This window comes from Solimonas sp. SE-A11, from assembly GCF_030345715.1.
GTDB lineage: Bacteria > Pseudomonadota > Gammaproteobacteria > Nevskiales > Nevskiaceae > Solimonas_A.
The window spans coordinates 109,625-127,323 of record NZ_JAUASX010000011.1; the positions used below are offsets into that span (position 1 = coordinate 109,625).

At 67.3% G+C, this 17,699-nt stretch carries 17 protein-coding genes; 11 read left to right on the plus strand and 6 right to left on the minus strand.

Going from position 1 to position 17,699, the window contains the following annotated elements; all coding sequences use genetic code 11:
- Positions 1–5: 5 nt before the first annotated feature.
- Positions 6–518, plus strand: a complete 513-nt coding sequence (locus tag QT386_RS13920) for a hypothetical protein (RefSeq protein ID WP_289274383.1) — start codon at positions 6–8, stop codon at positions 516–518.
- A 6-nt stretch (positions 519–524) separates the two neighbouring features.
- Here the strand turns inward: QT386_RS13920 and QT386_RS13925 are convergent, their stop codons facing one another.
- Positions 525–881 (minus strand): YciI family protein, encoded by a 357-nt coding sequence (locus QT386_RS13925; protein WP_289274384.1) that lies wholly within the window; start codon positions 879–881, stop codon positions 525–527.
- Between the two features lie 134 nt (positions 882–1,015).
- On the opposite strand from QT386_RS13925, the gene QT386_RS13930 reads away from it, so the two are divergent.
- Complete coding sequence (locus QT386_RS13930; RefSeq protein WP_289274385.1) at positions 1,016–2,461, plus strand: amidase; 1,446 nt, start codon at positions 1,016–1,018, stop codon at positions 2,459–2,461.
- A 14-nt stretch (positions 2,462–2,475) separates the two neighbouring features.
- On the plus strand, positions 2,476–2,853 hold the full coding sequence (locus tag QT386_RS13935) for a YajD family HNH nuclease (protein ID WP_289274386.1): 378 nt from the start codon (positions 2,476–2,478) through the stop codon (positions 2,851–2,853).
- A gap of 172 nt (positions 2,854–3,025) precedes the next feature.
- On the opposite strand, the gene rsgA is transcribed toward QT386_RS13935, so the two are convergent.
- The 3 genes from rsgA to QT386_RS13950 are packed head-to-tail and all read right to left on the minus strand — an operon-like array spanning position 3,026 to position 6,604.
- On the minus strand, positions 3,026–4,018 hold the full coding sequence (gene rsgA / locus QT386_RS13940; protein WP_289274387.1) for a ribosome small subunit-dependent GTPase A: 993 nt from the start codon (positions 4,016–4,018) through the stop codon (positions 3,026–3,028).
- Between the two features lie 55 nt (positions 4,019–4,073).
- On the minus strand, positions 4,074–6,185 hold the full coding sequence (locus tag QT386_RS13945; RefSeq protein WP_289274388.1) for a TonB-dependent receptor: 2,112 nt from the start codon (positions 6,183–6,185) through the stop codon (positions 4,074–4,076).
- 50 nt (positions 6,186–6,235) lie between these two features.
- A complete protein-coding gene (locus QT386_RS13950; protein WP_289274389.1) occupies positions 6,236–6,604 on the minus strand; it encodes a hypothetical protein in 369 nt (122 codons plus the stop codon).
- A gap of 161 nt (positions 6,605–6,765) precedes the next feature.
- Here QT386_RS13950 and QT386_RS13955 point away from each other — a divergent pair, with 161 nt between their 5' ends.
- From QT386_RS13955 to QT386_RS13980, 6 genes are all read left to right on the plus strand, one after another.
- Positions 6,766–7,932, plus strand: a complete 1,167-nt coding sequence (locus QT386_RS13955; RefSeq protein WP_289274390.1) for a Rieske 2Fe-2S domain-containing protein — start codon at positions 6,766–6,768, stop codon at positions 7,930–7,932.
- A gap of 25 nt (positions 7,933–7,957) precedes the next feature.
- Positions 7,958–8,341, plus strand: a complete 384-nt coding sequence (locus tag QT386_RS13960; protein ID WP_289274391.1) for a carboxymuconolactone decarboxylase family protein — start codon at positions 7,958–7,960, stop codon at positions 8,339–8,341.
- The gene (locus QT386_RS13965) at positions 8,338–9,222 is read left to right on the plus strand and encodes a hypothetical protein (RefSeq protein WP_289274392.1); all 885 of its coding nucleotides are present in this window, start codon (positions 8,338–8,340) and stop codon (positions 9,220–9,222) included. The genes QT386_RS13960 and QT386_RS13965 overlap by 4 nt, the downstream gene beginning before the upstream one ends.
- A 111-nt stretch (positions 9,223–9,333) precedes the next feature.
- Complete coding sequence (locus QT386_RS13970) at positions 9,334–10,095, plus strand: TetR/AcrR family transcriptional regulator (RefSeq protein WP_289274393.1); 762 nt, start codon at positions 9,334–9,336, stop codon at positions 10,093–10,095.
- A 19-nt stretch (positions 10,096–10,114) separates the two neighbouring features.
- Complete coding sequence (locus QT386_RS13975; RefSeq protein WP_289274394.1) at positions 10,115–11,395, plus strand: cytochrome P450; 1,281 nt, start codon at positions 10,115–10,117, stop codon at positions 11,393–11,395.
- Complete coding sequence (locus QT386_RS13980; RefSeq protein WP_289274395.1) at positions 11,396–11,560, plus strand: rubredoxin; 165 nt, start codon at positions 11,396–11,398, stop codon at positions 11,558–11,560.
- Positions 11,561–11,923: 363 nt separating this feature from the next.
- On the opposite strand, the gene yjgA is transcribed toward QT386_RS13980, so the two are convergent.
- Positions 11,924–12,472 (minus strand): ribosome biogenesis factor YjgA, encoded by a 549-nt coding sequence (yjgA, locus tag QT386_RS13985; protein WP_289274396.1) that lies wholly within the window; start codon positions 12,470–12,472, stop codon positions 11,924–11,926.
- 103 nt (positions 12,473–12,575) lie between these two features.
- Between yjgA and QT386_RS13990 the strand changes: the two genes are divergently transcribed.
- Together QT386_RS13990 and QT386_RS13995 are read left to right on the plus strand one after the other, a co-directional pair.
- A complete protein-coding gene (locus QT386_RS13990) occupies positions 12,576–13,757 on the plus strand; it encodes a S9 family peptidase (protein ID WP_289274397.1) in 1,182 nt (393 codons plus the stop codon).
- A 288-nt stretch (positions 13,758–14,045) separates the two neighbouring features.
- Positions 14,046–16,754, plus strand: coding sequence for an Ig-like domain-containing protein (locus QT386_RS13995; RefSeq protein WP_289274398.1), 2,709 nt, complete (start codon positions 14,046–14,048; stop codon positions 16,752–16,754).
- Between the two features lie 117 nt (positions 16,755–16,871).
- On the opposite strand, the gene QT386_RS14000 is transcribed toward QT386_RS13995, so the two are convergent.
- The gene (locus tag QT386_RS14000) at positions 16,872–17,681 is read right to left on the minus strand and encodes an SDR family NAD(P)-dependent oxidoreductase (protein WP_289274399.1); all 810 of its coding nucleotides are present in this window, start codon (positions 17,679–17,681) and stop codon (positions 16,872–16,874) included.
- Positions 17,682–17,699: the final 18 nt, after the last annotated feature.

Here is a 17,699-nt window from a genome sequence, read left to right on the forward strand (position 1 = left end):
GGGAGATGACGGTGAAACCACTGGCAGTGATGTTGCTCGCGTTGGCGTTGGGGGCTTGCACCCACAATCCTGTTCCGAAGGACTACATCGGACCGCTGGCTGCCGTGCGCGATTCGGCAACGGTCCACGATTCGACGAAAGTGGATTTCTTCGTTGTGTCCCATGTGAATGGGCAGAAGATAGGCGACAGCATCGGAGCTACCGTCGAGAGCAATCATGGCCGGGGCATGGTCATGCGGCCAGCGGTGATTGGGCGTGCGGTGCCTGCTCAGGCCGCGGTTTTTACCATCAAGGGGCGCACCCACTATGCCGCTCCCATTCTTTCGATAGTCCAGGAGGTCTACGAGGTCAAAGGCGATATCGAATTCGCCCCAGTGGCTAGCCGGAACTATGAAGTCAAAGGGCAACTCACGCCTGAATATTCCGCTGTCTGGATCGAAGACAGCGAGACGCGCGAAGTCGTGGCCCAAAAGGTCGAGATCAAGGGCTCGGCGAAACTGGGGTTCTTCCAGAAGTAACCGAGACTAGCTTTCCGAGCAGACCCCGGTCTCGCGCAGCTCCACCGTGGCCCATTCCGCCGCCGGGCAGGCCTGGGCGATGGCCAGCGCCTCGTCGCGGCTGCATTCCAGCAGGAAGAAGCCGCCGATCATTTCCTTGGCCTCGGCGAAAGGGCCGTCGAACTGGCGGCGCTGGCCGTCGCGGGTCTCGATACGCAGCGCCTGCCGGTGCGTGGGCAGCAGGGATTCTGCGGCCTTCAGTACGCCTCGGGCCTGCAGCTCGCCGCCGAAGTTCTCCATCAACTGCTGGTGCAGCTGCTTCTGCTCCGCGCTGCGGCCCTGGCGCCAGCCGGGCTGTTCGATGATCAGCAGGACATGGGCCATGGCGGCCTCCGGAAATGAGATGGGCGATCTTAGCTCGTCCGGATGGCTTTGCCGTGGCCTGGGGATCAGCGACAGCGGACGAATGGCGGAGCCCCGGCTATAGTGCGGCCTCCCCTTCATCCGGCCGCTGACGCATGCCCGCCAAGACCCCGACGACCCTGCACGCCTTTCGTGACGACATCCTGGCCGATCACGATGCCGTGGCCCTGTCGCGCCTGATCCGCAGCGGCGAGCTGGGCGCCCGCGAGGTCGCCACCGCCGCCATCGCCCGTGCGCAGGCCGTGGGTGCGCTCAATGCGGTGGAGTACGAGGCCTACGAGCTGGCGCTGCGGCGTATTCCGCGTGCCGGCGCCTTCTGTGGTGTACCGACCTTCGTCAAGGACAATACCGACGTCAACGGCATGCCCACGCGCCACGGCTCGGATGCCGTGCCCTCGCGGCTCGCCGCCAAGGACGGGGCTTTTGCCGCGCAGTACCTGGCCCAGGGCTTCACCGTGCTGGGCAAGAGCCGCCTGCCGGAGTTCGGCTTCAATGCCACCACCGAGTTCATTCGCCAGGAGCCGACGCTGAACCCCTGGCAGACCGAATACTCCAGCGGCGCTTCCTCCGGTGGTGCGGCGGCCCTGGTGGCGGCAGGCGTGGTGCCCATTGCCCACGCCAATGACGGCGGCGGCTCCATCCGCATTCCTGCCGCCTGCTGTGGCCTGGTGGGCCTCAAGCCCACGCGTGGTCGCTTCATCGACGGTGAGCAGGCCCGCAGCCTGCCGGTGAACATCGTCTCCGAAGGCGTGGTGACGCGCAGCGTGCGCGACACCGCGCACTTCTTCGCCGGCATGGAAGGCACCTGGCGCAACCGCAAGCTCAAGCCCGTGGGCCTGGTGGAGGGGCCGGGCAAGCGTGGCCTGCGCATCGGCCTGGTGCTGGATTCCATCAACGGCCACGCCACCGACGCCGAGACGCGCGAGGCCGTCATGGCCACCGCCCGGCTGCTGGAAAGCCTGGGGCACCGCGTGGAGGAAATGCAGTTGCCGGTGAAGCCTTCCTTCGCCGACGACTTCAGCCTCTACTGGGGCATGCTGGCCTTCTTCGTCTCCCGCTTCGGCGAAAAGACGGTGGCGCCCGGCTTCGACGCCACCCAGATCGACAACCTCAGCCGGGGCCTGGCGGACATGTACCGGCGCGGCATCTACCGCACGCCGCTGATGCTGTACCGCCTGCGCAAGTCCCAGGAGCAATACGCCAAGGGCATCCGCGGCTACGACGCCGTGCTGTCGCCAGTGCTGGCGCACGTCACGCCCAAGCTTGGCCACCTGTCGCCGAAACAGGAGTTCGGGCCGTTGTTCGACCGCCTGCTGCGCTACGTGTCCTTCACCCCGCTGAACAACGCCTGCGGCAGCCCCGGCATCTCGCTGCCCATGGGCACCAGTGCGGAAGGCTTGCCGATCGGCGTGCAGCTATCGGCGGCGCATGGCGATGAGCGCACGCTGCTGGAGTTGGCCTACGCGCTGGAAGGGGCTCAGCCCTGGCGCCGCATCCAGGACGTGGCTGCCAAGCCCAAGCGCCGTGCCCGAGCCGTTTAGCAGGGGCTGCTCATATGGTCATCAAGAGAACCACGATCAACGACGCCAGGCTCGACCAGATCGTCGCCGACGCCCAGCGCAATGCCGCGCAGCGCGACGCCGGCTATCGCGAGCGCGCGTTGAAGATGTACCCCTGGGTTTGCGGCCGCTGCGCGCGCGAGTTCACGCGCACCAACCTGCGCGAGCTGACCGTGCACCACAGGAATCACAACCACGACTACAACCCCGAGGACGGCAGCAATTGGGAGCTGCTGTGCCTGTATTGCCACGACAACGAGCACTCGCGCTACACCGACAACGATGGGCGCAAGGCTACGGGTGAGAACACCCAGACAGTGGCGACCGGCAATCCGTTTGCGGACCTTAAGGCGATGCTGGGGAAGAAGTCCTAGCTGCACGCTGCATCCGGGCTACGACGCCCTGGGGATGCCCCAGGGAAGCCCTGAAAAAGTCCGTTCGCGCTGAGCCTGTCGAAGCGCGGGCGGACTTTTCCTGCGCCGGTCAACGAGTTACCGCTCGCCCTTCGACAGGCTCAGGGCGAGCGGTAACCTCTTCAGGGTTTCTCTAGGACTTGCGCCCGAACTTGCCGGGCTTCCTCTCCGGCTTCTTCGGCACCAGGCTGTCGCGCCAGGCCGCGATGCGCTGCGGCGGCAGATCGCGCTGCACCGCGCATCCCGGCTCGCGCTGATGCTTGCAGTCGCTGAAGCGGCATTGGGCCGCCAGTTGCCGTACATCGGCAAAATCATCTTCGGCCTTGGCCTGCTTCTCCGACAGCTTGAGCTCGCGCAGCCCCGGCGTGTCGATCAGGCAGGCGCCGCCAGGCAGCCGCCGCAGGAAGCGGGCCGTGGTGGTGTGCCGGCCCAGGTCGTCCTGGTGGTCCTGGGTGGCACCGGTGCGCTGCGCATCTACCCCGAGCAGGTTGTTCATCAGCGTGGACTTGCCGACGCCGGAGGAGCCGAACAATGCCAGCGTCTGCCCCGCGGCGAGCCAGGGAGCCAGCAGCTCCGGTACCTGCGGGCTGCGCGCGTCGAGTGCGATCACAGCGGTGTCGGGCGCGAGGCTGGCGATTTCTCGGCGCTGTGCGGTGGCGTCCGGCGCGCGATCGAGCTTGGTCAGTACCAGCACCGGAGTCACGTTGCTGGCCACGGCCATCAGGCGGTAGCGCAGCAGGCGCTCGGGGCTGTAGTCGCCGTCCATGCCCATCACCAGCAGCGCGGTATCGACATTGGCCACCAGCCGCTGGCGGCGGCCGTCCTGGCGCGTGCGCTGCAGCAGGCTGCGGCGGGGCACGAGTTGGGTCAGCCAGTTACCCTCGTCCTGGTAGCGCGCCCAGTCGCCCACCGCGATGCCGTCATCTGCCTTGGTCAGCGCCTGATGCAGCGCGGGATGGGTGCGAGCGCTGAACTCGCGCTCGCCATCGCTGACACGGTACTCGCTACGATGCTGCTCGACGATCCGCACCGGCCGGCCCGGCACCGGCGGCAACTGCTCCAGTGCCGTCGTCAGCGCGGCGTTCCAGCCCAGCCTTGCCAGTTCATCGCCGAGGGTGACGGTCATGGAGCATCGCGAGAGAGGTGAGGCCGGATTCTATCCCGCCCGAGGCACTCCGGCCCTAAGGCATGAAATTCATCTCCACGCCCGCGAACCAGCTGCGGTCCGGCGCAGGTTCGAAGAAACGGCTGTTGCCCTCGTTGACGATCACCGAGCCCGCGTAGGTCTTGTCCAACAAATTGTCCACGCGCACGAAGGCGCCTAAGCTGCCGCGGCCGTAAGGGCGCAGCCAGCCCAGGCGGGCGTTGAGCACGCGGTAGGATTCGGCCTCGTCGCTGTTGAGATCGTTGACCGGTACCGCGCCGGAATGGCGCAGATCCACGGCAGCCGACCAGCCGGGCAGGGCGCGGCGCCAGGCCAGTTCCACCCAGGCGTTGTGGCGCGCGATGCCCGGGACACGGTTGCCTTTGGTTACCGTCCGGGTGACGCCGCCGGAGACATAGCTGAAGGTCTCGGCGAACTCGGCGTCGATGTAGTCCGCGGCCAGCTGCAGCGACCAGTCGCCCAGGACCCGCAGCGTCAGGCCGGCCTCCGCGCCGCGTCGCTGTGTATCTGCATTCTGGAAACTGGCCCGGCCGCCGCTGTTGACGGCGGGCACGATGTCATCCTCCGCGCTCGTGTCGAACAGCGCCAGCGTGAACAGGCCGCCACGCGGCAGGGCGCGCTTCCAGCCTAGCTCGAAGGTCTGGCTGCGCGAGGCGCGCAGGTCCAGGTTGAGACCGCCGCTGCCATCCGGCTTGTAGGACAGCTCGGTGAAGGTCGGCGTCTCGAAGGCACGGCCCCAGCTGCCGTAGACGCTGCTGGCCGCGCTCCAGGCGTAGCGCAGGGCCAGCGCCGGCGTGGTGGCGCTGTAGCGCTTGTCGCCGCTGTCGTTGGGGTTGGCGCCGACGATGTAATGGTCCTCCGACTCGAACTCCACCTCGCTGCGGCGCAGCGCGCCCAGCACGGTCCAGCGCTCCGACAGCGCCCAGTCGGCCGACAGGAACTGGTCGAAGCTGTCGACCTGGTTGTCCTCGTCGCGCCGCAGAGCGCCCAGCACGCCGGTGGTGGCGCCGATGAAGTTCTCGTAGCCCTTGCGGTTCTCCTTCAGCGACTGCAGCTGCAGGCCGGCGCTGAGCGTGCCGCGCGACAGCTTCCAGTTATAGCGGCCGTCGCTGCCGTAGCCCACGCGCTCCAGGTCAATCACGCCGCCGGAATTCCGCGGCTGTGTCTGCTGGGTGTTGACCGGGATCGACTGGAACTGTCGCACCGCGCGTGAACTGCCGTAGGTCACAAGCTCCAGGCTGTCGCCATTGGCGAGCTGCTGTTCGTAGCGCAGGCCGCCGATGCGGTCGTTGAGGCTCTTGCGCGTGTTGAAGGTGTTGGCACCGGGGTCTACCTGGCGCGGGTTTGCCTCGTACTGCGCGCGGCTCAAGCCCAGCGGGTCCTGCGCGTCGGGCTGCGACAGGCTGTTGAACACCAGGCCCAGGCGCTTGGTCTCGTCGATCTGCCAGCTGGCCGTTGCCGCCACCTGGTCGCGGCGTGCGGCACTGTGCTCGCGATAGCCGTCGGTCATGAAGCGCAGTCCCTCGACGCGATAGCCGAGCTTGCCGTCCAGCGCCTGCCCGGCGGCGGAGGCCGAAGCGCGCCAGGTGTCGTCGCTGCCCATCACCACGCGGCTGCCGAAGGTCAGCGCCGCGGGCGGCGGAGCCGAGAACGCAGCGATCACGCCGCCGGAGGCATTGCCATAGGGATAGGCCAGCGGCCCGCGCAGCACCTCGATGTGATCCAGCGAGGTCACTGACAGGCTCGAGGGCTGGCCCTGGCCGTCCGGCGCCGTCAGCGGGATGCCGTCGAGCCGCAGCTGGATGCCGCGCACACCGAAGCTGGAGCGCGCGCCGAAGCCACGGCTCTGGATCTGCAGGTCCTGCGCGTAGTTCTGGCGGTTGCGCGCGGTCAGGCCCGGCACGCGCACCAGGCTTTCGGACAGCCCGATGCCGGCCTGGGTCCAGGCCAGGTCCTCGGTATCGACACGGCCGATGGCGGCCGGCGCCTCCAGCTCGGGGCGCGGCGAGGGCATGCCGACGACGACCACCGGCGGCAGGGGCGTCGGCGCCTCTTCGGCGAGGGCGGCGGACAGGGGCAGGGGCAGCAGGCCAAGGGCCAGCAGGGGGCGCAGGGAACGGTAGTGCATGCAGAATCCTAACCCGCGCCCCCGGGGCGGGTTCTACCCTGAAGGCAGTATCAGTGTGCTGGCGCCGCCGTGCCGCAGCGCTTCTCCGGCAGTGCGCAACGGATTTCGCCTGAGCAATACCAGCGCTCGCGGCGCTCCAGCATCAGCGGCTTGCCACCCTCCGAGGACACGACGGCCTGGTCCCGCGACGCATCGTGGCTGCAGCGGATTTCCGTGATCGTGGGGTCGCCGAGGTCGCGGCAGTAGCGCCCGGCTTCCGTGCCCAGCAGTTCGCGGGCATGCGCCTCGGACTGGAAGCTGATCAGGCCGCCGGAACGGCCCTGCTTGATGGTCTCGGTGCAGTTGCCGGGTGCCGAGGCAAAGGCCGGCAGGCCGGCCAGGCAGAGCAGCAATGGCAGGGCGCGCAGGGAGATAGGCATGGGGGACTCCGGTAGCTCGGTCAGCCTCATCTTAGCCCCGCCGCCGGTCATTTCTACCGCAGTCGGGGGATGAACCGGGCAGGCCGGCAGCGCCATGCTCCAAAAAACATTGTCCAAGAAATGTTTCTGGACGATAACCGGGTTCTGGAGAGGACAAGACAATGGAAACGGACAACAGGAAGGGCGGGGACCTGAACGCCAAGGCTGAGACCCTGCGGCGCAGTTCCGCCGCCACGGCGCAGCGCAACCTCATCACTATTCCGCGGCATGCGGACGGCTCGCCGCGCTACGCGCGCGGTTGGCACATGGTGGGCTGGAGCGACGAATTTCCCCAGGGCGAGCCGGTGCCGCGCGACTACTTCGGCATGCGCCTGGCGTTCTTCCGCGGCGAGGATGGCAAGATCCGCTGCCTGGACGCCTTCTGCCCCCACTTGGGCGCCGATCTGTCCGCCGGCAAGGTCTTCGGCAACGAGCTGCAGTGCCCGTTCCACAACTGGCAGTACCACGGCGACACGGGCAAGTGCGTGAAGATCCCGTACTGCGCCAGCATCCCGGCCAAGGCCAAGACCCGCGCCTTCAAGACGCTGGAGATCAACGACACCGTGCTGATCTGGTTCGACCCCGAGGGCGGCGAGCCGGACTACGACATCCTGCCGCTGGAGGATTTCAACGCCAAGGGCTGGACCAAGGGCTGGCGCCGCTTCCAGATCACCATCAAGACGCATCCGCGCGAGGTGATCGAGAACACCGTGGACAAGGGCCACCTGCTGCCGATCCACGGCTACGACGTGGACACCTGGCTGCCGGTCTGGGACGGCCACATGACCGGCGAGCTGATGTGGGGCAAGCACACGCGCTTGGCGGCCGACGCGCAGGACGACAAGCTCTACGTGCGCTCGCTGACCTTCGGCCCGGCCTACCAGTACACCTGGCAGACGCAGGACTCCAAGATGTTCGACTCCGCGATCCTCACCGCCTGGTGCCCGATCGACGAGAGCACCATCGAGTACTGGTTCGGCGTGATCGTGAAGGCCAATGCCGACAACTTCCCGCCGGAACATCTGGAGGCCGCGGCACAGGGCTACTGCGAGGCCTCGTACCAGGCCTTCATGGAAGACGTCTACATCTGGGAGCGCAAGCTCTACCGCCCTGAGCCCACGCTCTGCGCGTCCGACGGGCCCATCGCCAAGCTGCGCCGCTGGTACTCGCAGTTCTACACCGACCGCGCACAGGTCGATACCCGCCTGTTCCACAACAGCAACAAGAAGTGGACCGTGCATGACCTGCGCGACAACATGCAGGCCGTGCTCGCCGAGCAGGAAACCTGAGCGAGCCGGGCCGGAGGAGAGAACCATGAGTCGTTACGACCGCAAGAAAGGCGTGGAGCTGTTCAACGAGGTCTATTGCGGCAAGGTGCCGCTGCCGGCCGGGGAGGGCGAGAGTCCCTTCATCGACTACATGCTGGAGACGCTGTTCGGCACGCTGTGGGCGGACGAGACCCTGTCGATCCGTGACCGGCGCCTGTTGCTGATCGGCGCCATCGCCGCGCAGGGCGAGGCCGGCACGCTGGCCATCCAGCTGCGCTCCGCCCTGCTGCGTGGCGAGCTGACGCATGCCCAGCTCGACGCCGTGGCGGTCTTCCTGACGCAGTATGTCGGCTACCCCAAGGGCTCGCAGCTGTTCCAGATCTGCAACAGCGTCAAGGCCGAAGCGCCCGCATCGCAGGGGGGCGCATGAACACCGCCACCGCATCCTCCACGGCCTCCTCGGGCCGCATCCCCGGCTACTGGTTCTCGCGCAATCCCGACAAGGCCTGGGGCGAGAAATTCTTCCTGCTGTTCCTGCCGGTGTTCATCGTCTTCAACACCGTGGTCCAGCAGATGGGCTGGCTGGATACCGGCAATTTCTGGAACATCGTCCAGAATTTCCTGATGTGGGTGCCGTACTGCCTGCTGCTGCCCTGGTGGCTGCGCCGCAACAGCGGCGTGCCGGCGGTGGAAAGCTACTGGCTCAAGTACAACGTGTACATGTCCACCTACGTGTTCTGGGCCACCTACTTCCATACCGAGTACTTCTTCCAGATCCTGGGGCTGCGCTATAACTTCCCCGAGGTGACGCTGTATTTCGACTCCTTCCTGCTGGGGCCGGACGAAGCCACCGCGCGCGAGACCTTCCAGAAGATCCCGCCGAGCATGTACCTGAACGCCATCGCGTTCTTCGTGGTGTACCACACCGCCTCGGTCGTGATCATGCGCCGCGTGCGCACGCTCACCCCCAACGTCAGCCCGCTGCTGCGCAAGCTGCTGTGGGCGCTGACGGTGGCGGTCACGGCCTTCTTCTTCGCCTGGGCCGAGACCTTCTTCTACGTCAACGAGGGCATCAAGCAGCACGTCTGGTACGTGGACATGGCGCGCATGCTCAGCATCGGCTCGGTCTGCTACATGCTGTATTTCCTGGTCAGCTTTCCCAACATCTACCGCATGGACGAGGACGACTTCGCTGGCGCCCAGGGTGAGCGCTGGAGCGCCTCGCGCGCCTTCATGGAGGCCTCGGCGGTCAGCATGATCGTGCTGTTCCTGCTAGACCTGTTCGCCTGGGTCTACGGGCCAATCATCTAAGGCCATGAATTGAGTGAATAAAAGGGCCGGGAAAGCCCGACCCTGTTGTTTTCGGTCAATTTCGAGAATATATTCGCAAAATAATTCTCGTATTGGGGTCAGGGCCGGCACATGAGCGGCGGCGCGGCGATCAAGGCAGGCAGGGGGCAGGCGGCACCGCGTGTAGGCCGGCCGCCCAGCGTCACCGTGCCGCAGATCGTCGCCGTGGCCCTGGAACTGGGCCTGGACAACCTCTCGCTCAAGCAGGTGGCCGACCAGCTCGGCATCGGCCTGGCCACGCTGTACCGCCATGTCGGCACGCGCGACGAACTGCTGCGCCTGGCCAGCTTCGAGCTGATGCTGCGCCGCCAGGCGCCGGCGGCGGCGTCCGCACACTGGTCCGAGGTGGCGCTGCAGTACGCCGAGACGCTGCTGCAGTCCTTCCTGGCGGAGCCGCAGCTCATCACCGAGCTGCAGCGCGGCCGCCTGGGCCCGCATGCCGAGGTGGACCTGCTGGAGCAGTTCCTCGGCGTGATCACGCGGCATGGCTTCAGCATCGACGAGGGCGTGAGCCTGTTTCATGCCTTGGGTACCGTGGTGGTCGGCACTGCCACCGGCATGACCGGCAACCGTGCCGCCGAGGCGGCGGGCGAGCCCTGGAAGATCGAGACGCGCCGCGTGCTCGGTGCGCGCGACGACGACGAACTGCCTTTGGTGCGCCGCGCCTATCCGCAGTTCGTCGATCCCGGCATCGCGCAGTGGCGCTTCACCGTCCGCAGCCTGCTGGCCGGCGTCGCCGCCGCGCGCGGCGAGACCCTGCCGGCAGACCTTCTTGCGACACCAGCGGCCGACAGAGCCGTGCCCATCCAGCGCAAGGGCAGCGGCAAGCCCTGAACCACCGAGGAGATTTCACATGAGCGCCAGCACCACGCCAGCACGCATCGAGATCGACGGCAAGATCTTCAACCCGTACTCCCGCGACTTCATCCGCTCGCCCTGGGCCACCTGGGACAAGCTGGTGAAGGAGTTCCCGGTCGCCTGGCACAAGGACCTGAGCATGTGGGTCGTCAGCAGCCACGAGGCGCTGATGGACATGCTCAAGGACAACCGCTTCTCCACCAACTACAAGCACTGGGAGTTCGCGCCGCCGCCCAAGCCGGTGGAGCAGCAGAACCACTTCGAGCGTGCCATCGATGCCGGCCTGTTCGCGGTGGACCCCTTGCAGCACCTGCGCCTGCGCAAGCTGACCATGCCGGCCTTCTCCAAGCCCGTGATGGCCAAGATCGACGCCAAGATCCGTGATCTCATCACGCAGTGCTTCGACGAGATTGGCACGCCCGACCAGTTCGACGCCTTCAGCATGATCGCGGAGAAGCTGCCGGTGCGCTCCATCTCACGCATGGTCGGCGTGCCCACCAACATGGAGACCTTCTTCCACGACTTCGCCGTGAGCGTGGTCAAGTCCACCCGCATCAACCTGCCGCTCAAGGAGCGCGAGAAGGCGATGCAGGACACCCTGCCGGGCTTCCAGTACTTCCTGGACCTGATCAAGGAGCGCCGCGCGCTGCCGCATCCGGGCGACGACTTCGTCGGCCAGCTGGTGGCGGCCTCCGACAACGGCGATACGCTCAACGACTACCAGATCGTCTCGGTGATCCAGGCCGTGATCGTGGCCGGCTCCGACACCGCCACCGACCTGCACACCTACGCCATCCAGGGCCTGCTCTCCAATCCGGACCAGTACCAGCTGCTGCGGCAGAAGCCGGAGCTGATGGAGAACGCCATCATCGAGCTGCTGCGCTACGGCGCCTTCGGCAAGACCCCGCAGTTCCGTTTCGTGGCCGAGGACCTGGAGTGGCGTGGGCAGCAGTTCAAGAAGGGCCAGTCGGTGCTGATCAACCTCACTGCCGCCTGGATGGACGACGCCAAGTGGCAGGAGCCGCGCAAGCTCGACATCCAGCGCCGCCTCGACGGCAACCTGGTGTTCGGCGCCGGCGCCCACTTCTGCATCGGCACCTACCTGGTGCGGGTGCAGGGCGGCCTGATGATCCAGGAACTGATGAAGCGCTTCCCCAACGCCGAGCTGGTCAACGGCAATGGAGACGTGGAATACGACTACAACCACCACAACGCGCGGCGCATCAACCGCCTGCTGGTGAAGACCAACGTCGAAGCGGCCAGGAAGGCTGCCTAGATGGAAAAGTGGATTTGTGTGATTTGCGGCTACATCTATGACCCGGCCGTCGGCATGCCCGATGCCGGCATCGCCGCCGGTACTTCCTTCGAGGACCTGCCGGACGACTGGATGTGCCCGGAATGCGGTTCGCCGAAGTCCGCCTTCGAGGTCTACGTCGGGTGAGGTTTCGCGCTTTGGCGATGACTAAATGTCATCGCCTGCGAGGCCGAACGCCCGGCCATGGATGGCCGGGCCGGGGTGCAATCGGGTAGCCCCTGCCTCGCCATGGATGGCGCCCCTGAAGTTAGGGGATAACAGTCAGCCCTTGGGGACGGCGCCTGCGGGTCGCCGTCCCTTCTTTTTTTGTGGGCCTGGATGTCTTTCACGTGGGAGCGACGCGAGTCGCGATGCTCGAATCGGCGATGCTCGCGGCCAACGTCGCGCCAACAAGCGCATCACGAACGTAGGAGCGGCCGTTGGCCGCGAACAAGGCCTGCTGCAGGAAGCTGCACTCGCAACTCGCCTCGCTCCATCAGAGAAGACGCCTCAGGCGTCCTTCTTCTGCAACACCTCACGGATCGCCTGGAACAGCTCGCGGTAATACGGCCCCTTGCTGCCGCCGCGGCCGTGTTCCTCGTCGTCCGCCAGCTCGTGACGGGCGCGCTCCACCAGCCTGCGGAAAGCCGGCGTATCGCTGACCGGGTGGATTTCGACCCAGGCCGCCAGGCCCTTCTCGTCGGCCAGCAGGCGCTGGCGCCAGCGTTCCAGCTCCTGCAGCGCCTGCACCGCACGCGTCTGGCCCTGCTTGTAGTCGGCCAGGGCCTGCTCGAAGGCCGCCGGGTCCTCGTCGCGCAGCAGCTTGCCGATGAACTGCATGTGGCGTCGGCGCGCCTCGCCGTTCTTCAGCCGCTTAAGTTCCGCAAAGGCCTCCCGCAGGCGATCGCTCATCTCCAGCGCGTCGAGGCGGTCCTGGGGCAGCTCGTTCAGTGCCGTGCCCATGTCCTGCAGGCTCAGCATGTCGCGCTTGACCTGCGACTTGCTGGGGCCGGCGAAGAACTCGTCGGGGTTGAAATCAGGGTCTTTACGGCGGCGCATGGTCAAGAATCCCGGGGTAATGGGGCATTTTAGCCGGGTGCGCGCCGCTGCCGCTTGTGGAAGGCTATGTCCAGAACGACAAAACGATATCCAGGGAGCATCCATGAAGCGGCATACCGCACTTCTGTTGGCCAGCCTGCTGCTGGCCGCCTGCGGCGCCAGCGAGTCACCGGGCGGCAGCGCGCCCAAGGCCTGGCCGGCCCATGGGCCGGGCGAAGACCCGCCCCCGGCGCCGGCCCCCATCGAGGCGGTCATCACCCAGCTCGACCGCCTGCCGGCCCTGCTGCCCGCCGCCGTGGTCACGACCCTGTTCGACCCCGTCGCCACTGGCGCGACCCTGCGCGATCTCACCGACCCGGCCCTGGTGGCCTTCACCGTGCGCGCCACGCTGGCGCAACTGCAGGACGGCTCCCGCCTGGACCAGGTCTATCACTGGTATGGCCACCCGGACTACAACCACGCCGTGGCGCTGGTGCCCGTGCGCTTCCAGAACCGTCATGGCACCACCCTGTACGGCGAGATCGTGCTGCCCAGGCGCGCCCAGGTGCCGCCCTCGGACGGTCCTTTCCCGGTGATCCTGGCGCTGGAAGGGCTCAACACCAACCTGGCGATGTACCGCTGGTGGCACCAGTTGTACGCCGACGCCGGCTACCTGGTCTTCGCCTTCGACTTCAGCGGCCAGGGCCATTCCGAGGATGAAGGGGAGGGCGACCCCGGCGACAACGTGCAGGACGCCCAGGACGCGCTGGACTACCTGTTGAAGGACTCCCCGGTGGCGGGCGTGCTGGACCGCAGCCGGATCGGCGTGGTCGGTCACAGCATGGGGGCCATCGCCACCCTGGCCCTGCAGGCCGTGGAGCCGCGCATCCGGGCGGCGGTGGCGGCGGCGCCCATCAGCGAGGCCTCCGCGCCCTTCGACGCCAACCCGGTGCCGGTGATGATCCAGACCGGCGACCACGACGGCCCGGTGGCGCCCATTCCCTTCCTCAATCCGGCGGTGGTGCGGCCGGTCTACGAGAAACTGCAGGGTGACCGGGCATTCATCGTTGCCGAGGCCTCGTCCCACGCCCAGCACACCAACTATGCGCTGCTGCCTACCGCCACCTGGGGGCTGGACCTGGCCGGGCGCTACTCCCTGGCCTGGATGGACTGGCACCTGCGGCGCGATCCGGCCGCGCTGGAGATCTTGCGCAGCCCCGATCCGCACCTGTCCTGGCTATGGGACAGCGAGGTCCGGATCGGACCTGATTCGGTCGTCATGCGCGGCGATGGGCCCCTACCGTAGCCACAATCGCGGCGAGGCACGGAATTACTACCGTGCAATTCGCGCAAACCCTTGAGAGACCGTTGATATTCCTCCTCCCGCTGTACTACTCTTCCAGCAGTATTCCAGCGCCATTTCCAGTCTCCCGATTTCGGTGGGCCGGGTCGTTCGCAGGGCTGGAATCCACCAAGAGCGAGGCCTCCCAGGAGGCCCGTCTATCAACGGGGCAAGTCGGCGGGCAAGGGATGCGGTGACATCCCCAGCACTGCCGACCAGCGGCAACCGCCGCGCAACAGGATTTGGGGAGTCATGATGGACAAGCGTGCCGCGACCGGTTTCGGCCTTCGGGCTCTCATCATCAGCATGCTGCTGGCGCTGGTCACGGCCTGCGGCGGCGGTGGCGGGGGCGGAGGCACCCCGGGCACCACAGTGACGTCGATCACGGTGGACTCCGCCACGAGCGGCGTGCTGCCCAAGGGTGCCACGCGCGAGCTGCGGGTGACGGCCCGCCTGGCCGATGGCAGCAACCAGCTGGCCACCACGGGCATCACCTGGGAGTCCCTGACCCCGGCGCTGGCCTCGGTCAACAGCAGCGGCGTGATCACCGCGCTGTCCGCCACCGGCACGGCCCGCATCCGCGCCAACATCAGCGCAGCCTCGGTGTCCGGTGAATATTCCGTGACCCTCGGCGCGGCGGTCCCGGCCAGCCTCACGGTGACCTCGGCCGTTGGCGGCAGCCTGCCCAAGGGCGCCACCCGCCAGCTCACCGCCACGCTGCTCTTCACCGACGGCGTGACCACGCAGGATGTCACCACCCAGGCGACTTGGACTTCTGGCAAGCCCGCCGCCGCCACGGTTGGCGACACCGCGCCGAACCAGGGCCTGGTCACCGCCGTCAGCGACACCGCCGACTCCGCAACGATCACCGCCAGGTTCACGCCGGCCGGCATGACCGAGAAGTCCGCCAGCCTGACGGTCGCGGTTGCCCCCGCCGGCCTGCTGCGCGTGGACATCGATCCTGCCGCTCCTTCGCTCGGCAAGGGTTCTACCCTGCAGCTCAAGGCCCTGGCCGTGCAGTCCACCGGCGGCACGCCGTCGGATGTCGCCGGCAGCGCCAACACCACCTGGCAGAGCAGCAACCCGGCGATCGCCCGCGTCTCGTCCACCGGCCTGCTGACGGCCGTTGAGCCGGGCACGGCGGATATCACCGTCCGCCACACCCCGACGGGCGCGTCCAGCCCGACCGTACGGACCGTCACGGCCACCGTCACCAACGCCACGCTGAGCTCGATCGAGATCGAGGCGCCGGTCTCCGCCCTGGCCAAGGGTGGCTTCACGACCCAGTTCACCGCCACCGGCGTGTACACCGACGGCACCAACAGGGACCTCACCAACCAGGTCCTGTGGGCTTCCTCGAACACGGGCTTTGCCACCATCAGCAATGCCGCCGGCACCCGTGGCCAGCTCAAGACGGTCGCCGCAGGCGATACCAACATCAAGGCCTCGCTGTCCGGCGTGAGCAGCGCGGATTCGCCGTTCACCGTCAACAATGCCAACCTGGCTTCGATCGCCGTCGAGCCGGCTACTGAAAGCCTGGCGCTGGGGCAGTCCAAGCAGTACAAGGCCATCGGCACCTTCACCAGTCCCGCCTCGACGGCTGAAATCACCGGCGTCGTCACCTGGAATTCCACGGTCCCGGCCGTGGCCACGGTCAGCAATGCCGCCGCCAGCAAGGGCGTGGTGGTGTCGCAGAGCGCGGGTACGTCCTTGATCACCGCGGCCTACACCTCGGACGCCGGCACGACGACTTCCCCGGCTGCCAACCTCACCGTGACCACCGCGGCCATCGACAGCATCGTGGTCACGCCGGATGACGAAGCCGTGCCCAAGGGCTTTACCCGCCAGCTCACCGCCACCGCCACGCTCACCGACGGCTCCATCGCCGACGTGACCGCCGCGGTGACCTGGTCGTCGGAGAACTCCAACGTCGCCACCGTCAGCAATGCCGCCGACACGCGCGGCGTCGCCCGCGGCGGCTCGCTGGGCAACACCAAGATCACCGCCACCGCCCCCAACGGCGTCTCCGGCAACACCACGCTGGATGTCATCGACGCCACGCTGCAGTCGATCTCCGTTGATCCGGCCAGCAGCACCATCCCCCTGGGCAAGACGCAGCAGTTCACCGCGCGCGGCCAGTTCACGGATGCCTTCCAGATGGACGTGACCACCCAGGTCACCTGGAGCTCGGCGGATACGAACGTCGCCTCGGTGAGCAACTCGCCGGCCACGGCGGGCCTGGCCACCTCCAAGGCTCAAGGCGGTCCGATCACGATCAAGGCCCTGCGCGGCGGCACCGATATCTCCGACACCGCCCAGCTGACCGTGAATGCAGCCACCGCAGTGAAGCTGCAGGTGTTCAGCGACGCCACGTCCTGCCCGGCCGCGGTGACCGAGGATGACGCCGCAGACGTCACCATTTCCCTGCCGCGTTCCTACACCGCAGGCGCTCGCGCCTGTGCCGAGTACACCGACGGCCAGGTTCGCGACGTGACCGAACTGGTGAGCTGGAGCACGGGGTCGTCGGCCGCTGCCACGGTCAGCAACGACGCGGCGACCCGCGGCATCATCACGCCGGTGTCGACGGTGCCCACCAGCACGGTGGTCATCGCCAAGCTGGGCGCGCTCGAGGACTCCAATCCGGTGCGCGTGAACAACGCTACGCTGACCGCCCTGGCGGTGACGCCGACGGGGGCTTCGCTGTACAACAACAGCGCGCCGCTGCAGTTCGTCGCCACCGGTACTTTCACCGAGGGCACCACCACCAGCACGCTGGTGGTCACCCGCCACGTGACCTGGGCGTCCGACTCCGACACGGTGACGATCAGCAACGCCACCGGTTCGCAGGGTCGCGCCACCCCGGGCCGCTCGCCGCTGGTGGAGCGCACGGTGGAGATCAGTGCCACCCGCGGCTCCATCAAGGGGACGCAGAACCTGACGCGCAGCGCCAACGCGCCCTGAGCGTCGGATAGCAGAACGAAAAACGGCCGCGCAAGCGGCCGTTTCTCGTTGAGGTGCTGATTGCGCGTGTGCGTTCGCCGGGCCCAGCCCTGGATCGATTCGCGGTGGCTTGCTGCCTCAGCCCCGGTCGCTCTCCAGCTTGCGCTTGAGCTGCTTGTCCATCTGCCGGAACAGCGGCTGGCTGAGCTTGGTCACCATCCCCGGCAGCGCCGCCATGGCCAGGCCGCCCAGCGTGCCCAGCGGGCTGCTGACGCGGGCAGGGCGCTTGGCCGCCGCCTCCACGATCCAGCCGGCCGCCTTCACCGTGTCCATCATCGGCATGTGCTTGTAGATTGCGGTCTTCGATGACATCGGCGTGCGCACCATCGGGAAGTACACCACCGTGCAGGTCACACCCTTGTGCGCCAGTTCCGCGTTCAGCGAGCGCGAGAACGACTCCAGCGCGCTCTTGCTGGCCAGGTACGCCGAGAACAGCGGGATCGGCACCTGCGACGACATGGTGGAGATGTTCACCACGTGCCCGGCTCCCTGGTCCAGGAAGCGCGGCAGCAGCCGCAGGGTCAGCCGCAGCGCGCCGAAGTAATTGATCTGCATCGTGCGCTCGTAGTCGTGCACGCGGTCCAGCGCCTCGCGGATCGGCCGGCGGATCGACCGGGCCGCGTTGTTCACCAGCACGTCGATGCGCGGATTGTCCGCCAGCAGCAGGTCGGCGCAGCGGTCGAGATCGGCGGGGTCCGACAGGTCGCAGGCGTAGTGGCGTGCCCAGCCGCCGTCGGCTTCGATCGCCCGCTGCACGCGCTGCAGCTCCTCGGCGCGGCGTGCCACCAGGCAGACACGGGCGCCGGCTCGTGCCAACTGATGGGCTGCTTGCTCGCCGATGCCGCCGGAGGATCCGGTCAGAACGATGGTCTTGCCCTGAAGATCCATGATCTCCTCCTTGTGGTG